Source organism: Rickettsiella endosymbiont of Litargus connexus (assembly GCF_964277335.1).
Lineage (GTDB): Bacteria > Pseudomonadota > Gammaproteobacteria > Diplorickettsiales > Diplorickettsiaceae > Aquirickettsiella > Aquirickettsiella isopodorum.
In genome coordinates this window covers 99,769-111,101 of sequence record NZ_OZ195516.1, presented here as the reverse complement: position 1 = coordinate 111,101, position 11,333 = coordinate 99,769, and the positions used below count along the sequence as shown (strand labels likewise).

Here is an 11,333-nt window from a genome sequence, read left to right as displayed (position 1 = left end):
AAGAATAAGAGAATTTTTATAAAAAAACTTAAGTTAACTGAGTGGAATAGAAAATTAGGCGGGAATTAAATTTTGTTCTTTTAGCTTAGCAAATACTTTTTCTGCCGCTGCTAACGTAAAATTTATCTCCTGACTTCCATGTAGACTGGATATAAAACCTGATTCAAAAGCAGAGGGTGAAAAATAAATACCTTCAGCAAGCATTCTGTGGAAAAATTCTTTGAAAAGGAGCTGATTGGCTGATTTTACTTGTTGGTAATTATAGATTCCAATCTCTTGAGTAAAAAGAAACCCGAATAATCCTCCGACATGGTGGGCTTGAAAACAAATGTTGGCCTCTTTAGCAAGCGCTAATAATCCAGATACTAGTTTTTCGTTTATAAAATTTAATTCAGCATAGAATTCTGGTTGGCTGACTACTTCTAAAGTAGCAAGACCTGCTGCCACTGCAATTGGATTACCTGATAAAGTGCCAGCTTGATAAACTTTTCCTTGTGGAGCCAAACAATCCATAATTTCAGATCGACCGCCTAAGGCGCCCACTGGTAAACCACCGCCAATAATTTTACCTAGCGTAGTTAAATCGGGCTTCACTTGATAGATTGCTTGTGCACCACCTAAAGATACCCTAAAACCTGATATCACTTCATCAAAAATGAGTAAGCTTCCATAGTAATCACATAATTCACGTAATCCTTCTAAAAAACCAGACAGTGGTAAAACACAATTCATATTAGCTGCGATAGGCTCTACGATGACGGCAGCAATTTCCTTACCATAATGCATAAACATTTGTGTAACTTGCTCAAGATTATTAAAGTCAACACTCAAGGTTTGTTGCGCCACTTCTTTCGGTATACCCGCACTATCAGGTATACCAAAACTGGCTAATCCTGAACCTGCTTTTACCAACAGTGCATCCACATGGCCATGATAGCACCCATTAAATTTAAGGATTTTATCGCGACCAGTAAATCCTCGGGCAAGCCGTATCGCTGTCATGGTCGCTTCAGTACCTGAGTTCATTAAACGGACTTTTGCTAAATTAGGCATTAAATTGGAAATTTTTTCTGCTAAGTCAATCTCTCCGGGTGTTGGAGCACCGAAACTTAAACCTCGTCTAGCAGCTTGCTCTACAGCGGATACTATTTTTTCTGGAGCATGCCCAAGAATTAACGCGCCCCAGGACCCCACATAATCGATATAGGACTGACCTTGAACATCAAATAAGTAAGCACCTTTCCCATGTGAAAAGAATATCGGATCACCACCCACTGCACTAAACGAGCGCACCGGAGAATTAACCCCTCCTGGAATAAACTGCTTAGCCTTACTAAATAACTCATGTGAAGAAACCATATTTAACTTAGACCTGTCTTAAATCTTTACTTTTTTATATACTCAGAAAAATTAAATGTTAATAAAATTTTTTATACCGGGCAGCAATCTACTTGATTGTAAACGATAAACCAAAGCAAAAATGCCATCATAAGACTTACAAGCGTTTTAAATGGGTAATAACCAATTACGACCCATTTGAGTGTAACAGGGACAGGACCATGCTGTTACTCAGCATTTAACTAAGGCACAATCTAATATTATGCTTAAGTCAATTAATACATTTAAAAACACTCTTCAAGAGCATAAATTATTTAAGCGTAGAGCTATCGCTATTCTTATTGGGATATTGATTCTAAGCATCCTCTTGCTAAGCAGGTTAGTCTATTTACAAGTCTTTCAGCATAAACTTTATACCACCTTAGCCCGTCAAAATCAGCTTGGCCTAGTCTCAATAGAGCCCAATCGCGGCTTAATTTATGATAGAAAGGGTGTATTACTGGCAGAAAATAAACCTATTTTTAATCTTGTTATTACACCTGATTTGGTAAAAAATATAGATGCGACTATTCAACAATTAAGCTCTTTTATAAAAATAGACGCAGAGGATTTAAAACAGTTTAACCGTCAAAGGCATTTACATCATCGTTTTGAACCTGTACCCCTACGCTTAAAATTAAATGAAGAAGAAGTAGCTAAATTTTCTCTAGAAAGATATCGTTTTCCCGGTGTTGCGATACAAGCACAAATGATACGTTATTACCCTCAGGGAGCTCCTTTTGCGGCAATAGTGGGTTATATGGGGAGAATTAATGAAAAAGAATTACAAACCTTAGACCCGGTGAATTATAGTGCAAGTAATTTCATTGGAAAAACAGGCGTAGAGAAATATTATGAAGCACAGCTACATGGTGCAGTCGGTTACCAGCAAGTAGAAACGAATGTACACGGCCAAATCGTGCGTATATTAAAACAAACCCGACCCATTGCAGGAAGAAGTATTACCTTAACCATCGATAGTGGTTTGCAAAAATTAGCACAACATGTATTAGGCAGCCAAAAAGGAGCTATAGTCGCTTTGGATCCTCGTAATGGTGAAGTTTTAGCCTTTGTAAGCAATCCTACTTTTGACCCCAATCTATTTGTGAGCGGAATTCGACAACATGATTACGAATTATTACAAAATGAACCTGGAAATCCGCTCTATAACCGTGCCCTACGTGGGGCTTACCATCCCGGATCTACCATAAAACCTTTCATCAGTACGGGGGCTCTTCTAGAAAATGTGGTAACTCCCACCTTTACCATTCATGATGCTGGGGAGTTTCAAATTAATGGCAGAGGGCGGATTTATCATAATTTTCGTCGTCATGCTTATGGTGATGTCAATTTACTCAAAGCGCTGACTGTTTCTTCCGATATATATTTTTATAATCTGAGTCTACGTATGGGTATACGTCGGATTTATACTAGCCTAAAACGATTTGGATTCGGAGCTCTAACTGATATTGATCTTCCTGATGAAGGGAGTGGAGTTTTACCTAATCCTGAATGGAAAGAAAAATTCTATCACACTCCCTGGTATGCTGGAGATACATTAAATTGCGGCATAGGCCAAGGTTATCTATTAGTAACACCGCTACAGCTTGCCTTCGCAGTCAGTGCTCTCGCTGAATGGGGAGATCGTTGGAAACCTCATGTCGTATTAAGCTGGCGCAAGGGGGACGGAACAATCACCTTAACTAAACCACAACATTTAGAACCAATCAATTTACCTCAAGATATTTTAGGCTTTATCCGTACAGCTATGCAACATGTTGTGAATGCGCCAGGTGGAACAGCCGAACGTTTCTTTCCGGGTGTTCCCTATACCTTGGCAGGTAAAACAGGAACAGCGCAAGTATATAGTTTAAAAAACGATGAGCGTTATGATACCAAAACAATCGCTGCTAAGCTGCGCGATAACTCATTATTTATTGCTTTTGCTCCCGTTGAAAAACCTACTATTGCTCTTGCTATTGTTATCCAGAATAGCGTTACTCCAGCTCCTCAAATCGCACGCAAACTTTTAGACTATTATTTAATACTCCCTTCACCCATACCAACTATTACTTCTCAACAAGCTCTTCCGATTATTGTTCCTGAAAAAAAACCAAAGAATAATCAATTAGATGAGCCGTCTAAAAATCTATCGAATTCCCCAGAGGCTTCTGATACTCTAAAGCAACCTAATACCAATAAATTGGAAGCCGAAGAGGATGAAGATAACAACGAAATGGAAGAAGACACTCTCTCCACTCAGTCTGATAAACACCAAGATATTCAAGATAGAGAGGATCATGATAACTCAATAGAAGAGTAATCCATTAAATTCACTCTTGATTGACAAATAGCCTCTATAAGGGCATGATTGGCCCCTATTTATTCAGGCTTACGCTAAATTTATTAATTGTAAGTTCGTTTGTTGTTATTTCAGGAGGTTGTCCATTGGCCAATACAAAACAAGCAAAAAAACGGGTTCGACAAGCAGAAAAACACCGCCAGCATAATACCGGCTATCGCTCCATGATGCGGACCTATATTAAACGTGTTGTTGTCGCTATTGAGAATGGAAAAGCAATGGAAGCCGATGAGGCCTACCGAGTCGCTTCACCCATTATTGATCGCATGGCTGATAAAGGTTTCATCCACAAAAACAAAGCCGCAAGACATAAGAGTCGTTTGTTAGCTAGAATTCGCAAATTAACAAATACTGTTACTGCCTAAAATCCTCATTCAGATATCAGATATAAAAAGCTGCGTTAATGATTTTTTTAGGTTTTTGTCATGCCTAGTTAATGCTAATGTAGCTTTTCCCAAACTTTTATAAATATATTTTAATTCAGGAAAAGATTTCAGCGCAGATAGATGTTCTTTTAAAGTCACTATATCTCCTCGTTGCAGAGGCCCTGTCAGTGCTTGTTTAGGCTTTAGTCTTTGTGCTTTGTCTAAGGCCTGAGACATCAGCGCTAGCGTAAGATTTTCAGCAAGTTTATCCGGTAATCCGGCTCTGGAATAACAATCCTTTGCCATAGCCAATAAGGTAACTAGATAGTTAGAGGAAAATACGCTGGCAGCATGATAAATCGGCTTATTTTTTTTTTCAATTGCGAATACCTTTCCTTCTATGGCGCTAAGTAATGGTAGCAGCCGATCAAATGCCTCTTTACTCCCTTCAAATGCAAAATACGTTCCTCTAAAGTTTTTTACATCTATTACTGGATCAGAAAAACTAAAAATTGGGTGCAAGCTCGCTGTGTAACAACCTAAACGAGCTGCAGAATACAAGGATTCAGAAGAGACCAAACCACTGCAATGAAAAACCACATCACCTTGTTTTAATATATTTTGCTGAGTTATTTGCTGCGCTATAAATTCAATACAATCATCAGGTGTAGCAATTAAATAAATATCAGCGGGTTTAAGTTGCTTTAGGGTATGACAAATTCTACCCTCCCCTAAAAAAGCAACTGCCTTTTTACTACTAGCGATACTGAAATTAATGATATCTTGAATAGAAACAAGCTCTGTCTTAAGGAACAAGGTAGCCAAAGTTTTTCCTAGGCGACCACAACCGATGATACTAAGTTTTAATTTCATTTAGCCAAATAACTTAGTTTAATTGTTTTTATCATTTTGACTTTGAGAACTAAGCAACTGATTACCTTCTTTGTTTAAATAAACATTATGACTAGGAAAAGACCATTCAGCGCCGTGCTGCTGAATACAGGCTAACAATTCTAAAAATAATGCTTGTTGAAGCTTTAAAAAATCTGCGCCACTAACAATATCGGTATAGGCTATCACTACTAAATTAAGAGAAGTATTACCCAATTCACTAAGGTTTACGGTAATGGACTTATTTTTATCAATAGATGTATTGTCTTTTAATATTGACTGCATATCCTCTAAAATAGCTGGAACTTTCATTAAATCCTGGTAACGTAAGCTAATTCGACAATAAAATCTTCTAAATTTCATTCTTGATCGATTTTCGACCACTAAATTTAAAAATAAAGCATTTGGAATATACACAGGCCGACAATCAGGGGTTCGTAACCTGCAAACTCGCCAACCTATTTCTTCGACGGCGCCTTCCACTTTAAGTGCCGGTAAGCTGATTTGATCGCCTATCACAAAAGGCCTATCTAAAAACAACATAAAACTACCAAATAAGTTGGCCAAAAGATCTTTAGCGGCAAATCCTATGACGACTCCTCCCATACCACCAAAAGCTAAGATCCCCGCCATACTAAAGCCAAAAATTTGAAATACAGATAAAGCAGTTAAAATAATAATGGATAGCTTCGCAATCTGACTCAAGCCATGAACTAGGGTTTTATCAATGGCTTTATTCGGAGTTTTATTTTTATAAGTTTGCAGAAAAGCTTCTTTTGCAACAGAAACAAAACGCCATAAAAACCATGCAAATAAACCTGTGAAAGTTAAATTTCGAATTAAATGTAATTGCTCAACACTCAACCCTTTCCAAGCGATACACAGTGATTCCAACGCATAGATTATGCCCATAATAGCAATCAATACCATTAAGGGTTTATAAATAGACTCTAGTAATGCAACGCTTAAAATAGGTGATTTACTGTTTAAACGTCGCTCGTATCTTTGATAGAAAATAGGCAGTAAGAAACAAAGAATAGCTGTTACTACAAGAATAATTAATGCTTTCAGTATACAAAATTGTAATAAAGCTCTAAAGAGTGTTTGCAGAAAATTCACCATTTTTCCGAAGTTAGAATCAAATTCGATACGCGATTATAGACATAAATTTAGCCAACCCTTGCATACTCCATTGAATTACAATCGGTAAGGGAATAGCTCCAGCATACTCAGCTGTCAGGGCATGTTCTAGTTCCTCTTTGCGCATTTGCTCGACAATAATCCGACTTTTTTTATCCTGTAATGGCAGTTTCTGTAAATGCTTATACAAATGCCTTTCTACTTGATGTTCTGTTTCAGCTAAAAACCCCAAGCTTACCCTATCGCCCCACAAGCCGGCAATCAAACCCATTAACAAAGCACTGATATACCAAAATGGATTCAAATAACTAACATGGGTATCTAATTCATGGATACGCTGCCGGCACCAATTGAGGTGATCGACCTCCTCTCCGGCCGCTTTTTTTAATTTTTGTTTAATGATTTTGGAACGGGCAGTCAATGCTTGCCCGGTATAGAGCGCTTGGGCACAAACTTCACCTACATGATTTATCCGCATCAAGCTGCCTGAAAGTTGATTTTCTTTTTTACTTAAAACATTATCTTGTATCAATAAATTTTCAGCCGGATTAGGCCGAGTAGCCGCAGAGAGCAGTGGTATGGATCCTAAAGCTTCATCAAACTGTAAAATTAATTGATCCCAAAAAGAATAATCGCGCATTAAATAACCTTTAGAGTGTATAATAATCGATAATTGCAACAAAACCAAAAAATACGTTAAGCTTAGCGGCTACTCATTTGACATCGCAAATCTATGAAGAAATTATTATACCAATTATTATTCAGTTCTTTACTTATAATTGGCTTTTGCCCCTTAAGCTACGCAGGCTGGCCCTTTAGCTTAGCTCATCAAATGAACAAGAATAGCATCTCTCAGATGTTACAACCTATACTCCCAGCAGTCGTGAATGTTTCTGTTCAAGGAGATATTCCTCCTAATCAATTACCCCCTCCTGTACCAGGGCGTCCTTATCCACGGCATTTTGAAAGCATGGGTTCAGGCGTTATTGTAGACGCAAAAGCAGGCTATATTTTAACTAATGCACATGTTATTCGCGAGGCTAAAACCATCACCGTTACTTTAAGTGATGGTCGCGTTTTTAAAGCAACACTTAAAGGATCAGATCCTGCTTCTGATATCGCTTTACTTACCATCACCCCTGATCATCTAACGGCTATTCCTCTAGGAAATTCTGATAATTTAAAAGTAGGTGATTTTGTAGCCGCTATTGGTAATCCTTTCGGCCTCAATCAAACAGTCACTTCAGGTATAGTTAGCGCATTACAGCGCACAGGATTAGGAATAGAGGGTTATGAGAATTTTATCCAGACGGATGCTCCCATTAATCCAGGAAACTCGGGTGGTGCTTTAATTAACTTACAAGGCCAATTAATGGGTATTAATACGGCCATATTGGCGCCAGGCTCAAATCCAGGAAATATTGGGATTGGTTTTGCTATACCTATTAACATGGCGCATGGCGTTATGAAACAATTAGCTGAATATGGTTCGGTAAAACGAGGCTTAATGGGTGTTCTAGTACAAGATTTAACACCCGCATTAGCTACCGCATTGCATATTTCGCCTGACACCAACGGTGCATTAGTCTCTCAAGTTCCTAATTACTCACCCGCTGAAAAAGCAGGCATTCAAACCGGTGATATCATTCAATCAATTAACGGTACACCCATCCATAACGGTGGACAAGTAAAAAATATCGTCGGGATGCTCAGAGTTGGAGATAAAATTACTATCAAGCTATTGCGCAAAGGAAAAACTATCAATACAGTAGTAAACTTGACTGATCCTAAAGATTCTAAAAAAGTCGCTGAACATAATAACCCCTTTCTCTATGGATTAGTATTACGTGACTTAAATCAAACGATTACAGGTCAAGGTCATTTGATCGGTGTAGAAGTCGTTGATACCGATGAAAATAGTATGGCCTGGCATGCCGGTATCCGTCCTGGAAACGTCATAACCTCGGCTAATCAAATAGCTGTAACTAATGTTGCTCAACTACAAGATATCGCTAAGCAAAGTAAACACGAACTTTTAGTTAACGTATTATCCAGCGGTGGCTTTAGATTTGTAGTGATTAAATAAGAAGCTTTTAGTTCAAATTGATTATTTTAATCACTGATCAATTCATTAGAAGTATAGAATACTTGTTGCTTTGTTTACGCCTTTAGACAATTTTGGTCATGCTGTGTCAGAAGATTTTGGAATCAGTTCAATAACGAAACCCAACTCATTTTGCTTTGCTGCAAAATGAGGGTTTATACCATATCCAGCCACAGCAATTAATTCCTTTCGATAGTAAATTAAAGGCACCCTATTACGCTCCCAAGGAGGAACTCCCCATTCTTGAAATAATTTTTTCAACGGATGGGAACCTTGACGATTGCTTGCATAGAACCGTTCTCCTCCTTGCCGAAAAGTCACATCGACTTGTCCTTCTATGAGTAAAGAATAGTTCAATCCTACCCCTAAAACTTGCCTTGTAGTTAGTTGATCTAATGTTGGTAATATCAGTGTCTGACTCAACTCCCATGGAGTAACACCTTGAAAAATAAAATTTTTTTCGTTTTCTAGTAAAGTTAAGACATATAAACTATCACGGTATCGACGTAACTGAATATTTTTCCAATTAACTTGAGGAGATGCATCCACTCTACTTTTTAGTAAAATATCAATTTGTTTTAATTGCTTTTGGCTAGGTAAAGAAAAATGTAACTGCTGCAACCAATAACGCAAAAGATTACTTCGACGTATAGCACTTAACTTCATCAAACTAGAAATAATTAATACATTAGGTGCAGACCCTTGAACCATACTCCAATCTTGGTGGGCTACCTCATCAAGCAGAGAATGCGCTTCTGCCAAATTTGCAGCGGCTCTTGCGATAGTTTTGTCTGCTTGAGGCCAACGTTGCTGAATAACTGGTAGCACTTGATGACGAATAAAATTACGATTAAAACGTAAATCTCTATTGCTATCATCTTCTATCCAAGTTAAATGATGCTTTTGAGCGTACTCATAAAGTTCTGTACGGGTAAAATCTAGCAAAGGTCGTATTAGATAACCTTTTGCAAACCTCTGACAAAATGGCATACTCACTAAACCTTTAAGACCTGAGCCACGAACTAATTGTAATAATAAAGTTTCTGCTTGATCATTACGGTGATGAGCCGTCAATAAAAAGTCTCCTGGTCGAATTCTTTTTGCTATAGCACTATAGCGAACTTCTCGGGCGTATGCCTCTGGGCTTTCACCTGATTTAGGATGCGTATCCACAGGGATGATTTCACAATAAACACCTAGTTTTTCACAAGTATGCCGGCAAACATTCGCCCATTTTATTGAGTCAACATGCCAACCATGATTGATATGAATAACTCGTAAACGTTTTGTGGGTAATAAGCGATTTAATGCATAGAGTAAAACTTGCGAATCCAAGCCGCCGCTATAGGCTATCCAAAAACAAATAGATGCAGGGTATTGTTTTAATAAAAATTGGAGTTTTTCGTGCGTAAACATAAGTTAACCTTACAAAATTTGCCTAGGATCTGTAAAGTCTAAGTTCGAAAATAATTAAACCAATATGAAAAAAGTGGGCTCAAGGATGATTTTAGCCAGATTTAACCGCGATGGAATTAGGCAATATCGAGTTAATTAAAGTTTCTCTCCATCGATAATAGCCCTTGATACACAGCAGAAGAAATACTGAATAAAGTAGGGAGGTTAAATATAAGTTTTTGCTGATATACAAACCTATAGAAATAAAATCAATCACTATCCATAAAACCCAATGATGTAAATATTTCTTACTCATCATCCATTGAGCAATCAAGCTTAACGTAGTAATCGTGGTATCGGCATAAATAGTCGTAGAATCGGTATTGTGTTTTAGAATAAAACTAATACTGACAAATAAAACAATCGCGGCTAGCACTAAAGACAAACCCTTAGAATAATGCATTATTTGCATCGCTATGGGTTTCTTTCCACGATTACCATAACACCATTGATAAAGTCCATAAAACTGAAAAATTAAAAAAACTCCCTGTAGACCCATATCGGCATACAACTTGGTACGAAAAAAAATGATGGCATATAAAGAAACCGTAATGATTCCGAAAAACCAATTCCATAAACTACAGCGAGTTAAAAGATAAATATTGACTATACCCGATAGAAACGCTATTACTTCAATATATAAAAGTTTCATTATTTTAATCAATTAATAGAAACTAGATTTATCTCAGAGCTAAGTACCTACAGCTAAAATTTTGCTAAAACGCAGTTCGAGTAATTTTTCCATAGAAAAATACTGGAGCTGTGTTAGTTGTTTAACAAGTTCATCCTTTAGTCGATTAGCCATCTCATCAAAATCAGTATGAGCGCCACCTAAAGGTTCTTGAATCACTGCATCTATCAGTTTGAGTTCATATAAACGATCGGCATTCATAGCCATCGCTTCCGCCGCCTCAGAAGCTTTTTCAGCACTTTTCCATAGAATAGAAGCACATCCCTCTGGTGAAATAACTGAATAAACACTGTATTGCAACATTAAAATTCGATCGGCGACTCCAATAGCTAAAGCCCCGCCTGACCCACCTTCTCCAATTATGGTAGAAATAATAGGCGTCTTCAGCTGAGACATCCGCTGTAAGTTTTGTGCAATTGCACCACTTTGGTTACGTTCTTCGGCGTCAATTCCAGGATAAGCTCCTGGGGTATCAATAAAGGTCAAAATAGGTAATTTAAATCGCTCCGCTAATTCCATTAACCGCATTGTTTTACGATAACCTTCTGGCTTAGGCATTCCAAAATTACGTTGGACTTTTTCATTCGTGGAGCGACCCTTCTGTTGACCAATAATAACGACGGGTTGTTCCGCTAAATTAGCCACGCCACCGATAATTGAAGAATCATCTGAAAACTCTCTATCTCCATGTAGCTCATCAAAATCAGAAAAAATTCTATTGACGTAATCCGAAAAATAGGGTCTTTGTGGATGTCGCGCTAACTGAACTATTTGCCAGGCATTTAATGACTGAAAAATAGACTCGGTTAATTCTATTTTTTTTTGCTCTAAGCGTTTAATTTCTTCATTGACATTAAGCTCGGCATCGTTACCTAACTTACGTAGCTCTTCTATTTTGGCTCCGAGCTCTGCGATAGGCTGTTCAAAATCCAAAAACTTAAAGTGCAT

Annotated in this window: 10 protein-coding genes; 3 read left to right on the top strand and 7 right to left on the bottom strand. The window is 37.8% G+C overall.

Features of this window, described 5'->3' with window-relative positions:
• Positions 1-54: 54 nt before the first annotated feature.
• Positions 55-1,359: a glutamate-1-semialdehyde 2,1-aminomutase gene (gene hemL, locus ACICP9_RS00530; RefSeq protein ID WP_071661991.1), complete on the bottom strand. Its 1,305-nt coding sequence runs from the start codon at positions 1,357-1,359 to the stop codon at positions 55-57.
• Between the two features lie 241 nt (positions 1,360-1,600).
• On the opposite strand from hemL, the gene mrdA reads away from it, so the two are divergent.
• The gene (mrdA, locus tag ACICP9_RS00525) at positions 1,601-3,700 is read left to right on the top strand and encodes a penicillin-binding protein 2 (RefSeq protein WP_395497980.1); all 2,100 of its coding nucleotides are present in this window, start codon (positions 1,601-1,603) and stop codon (positions 3,698-3,700) included.
• Positions 3,701-3,825: 125 nt separating this feature from the next.
• Positions 3,826-4,104: a 30S ribosomal protein S20 gene (rpsT, locus tag ACICP9_RS00520; RefSeq protein WP_071662027.1), complete on the top strand. Its 279-nt coding sequence runs from the start codon at positions 3,826-3,828 to the stop codon at positions 4,102-4,104.
• A 9-nt stretch (positions 4,105-4,113) separates the two neighbouring features.
• Here rpsT and ACICP9_RS00515 read toward each other — a convergent pair whose 3' ends face one another.
• Genes ACICP9_RS00515 through coq7 form a run of 3 tightly spaced genes read right to left on the bottom strand, consistent with a single transcriptional unit; the run spans position 4,114 to position 6,775 of the window.
• Entirely contained in the window at positions 4,114-4,977 is an 864-nt protein-coding gene (locus ACICP9_RS00515; RefSeq protein WP_395497978.1) for a Rossmann-like and DUF2520 domain-containing protein, read from the bottom strand.
• Positions 4,978-4,995: 18 nt separating this feature from the next.
• Positions 4,996-6,117: a mechanosensitive ion channel family protein gene (locus ACICP9_RS00510; RefSeq protein ID WP_395497976.1), complete on the bottom strand. Its 1,122-nt coding sequence runs from the start codon at positions 6,115-6,117 to the stop codon at positions 4,996-4,998.
• Positions 6,118-6,133: 16 nt separating this feature from the next.
• Positions 6,134-6,775, bottom strand: coding sequence for a 2-polyprenyl-3-methyl-6-methoxy-1,4-benzoquinone monooxygenase (coq7, locus tag ACICP9_RS00505; RefSeq protein ID WP_071661988.1), 642 nt, complete (start codon positions 6,773-6,775; stop codon positions 6,134-6,136).
• Between the two features lie 216 nt (positions 6,776-6,991).
• Between coq7 and ACICP9_RS00500 the strand changes: the two genes are divergently transcribed.
• The gene (locus ACICP9_RS00500) at positions 6,992-8,221 is read left to right on the top strand and encodes a Do family serine endopeptidase (RefSeq protein ID WP_395497974.1); all 1,230 of its coding nucleotides are present in this window, start codon (positions 6,992-6,994) and stop codon (positions 8,219-8,221) included.
• Positions 8,222-8,317: 96 nt separating this feature from the next.
• On the opposite strand, the gene tilS is transcribed toward ACICP9_RS00500, so the two are convergent.
• The 3 genes from tilS to ACICP9_RS00485 form a co-directional block, all read right to left on the bottom strand.
• Positions 8,318-9,655, bottom strand: a complete 1,338-nt coding sequence (tilS, locus tag ACICP9_RS00495) for a tRNA lysidine(34) synthetase TilS (RefSeq protein WP_071661986.1) — start codon at positions 9,653-9,655, stop codon at positions 8,318-8,320.
• Between the two features lie 91 nt (positions 9,656-9,746).
• Positions 9,747-10,346 carry a nicotinamide riboside transporter PnuC gene (gene pnuC / locus ACICP9_RS00490; RefSeq protein ID WP_395497971.1) on the bottom strand — a complete coding sequence of 200 codons (600 nt, stop codon included), beginning with the start codon at positions 10,344-10,346 and terminating at the stop codon, positions 9,747-9,749.
• A gap of 39 nt (positions 10,347-10,385) precedes the next feature.
• Complete coding sequence (locus ACICP9_RS00485; RefSeq protein ID WP_071661984.1) at positions 10,386-11,333, bottom strand: acetyl-CoA carboxylase carboxyltransferase subunit alpha; 948 nt, start codon at positions 11,331-11,333, stop codon at positions 10,386-10,388.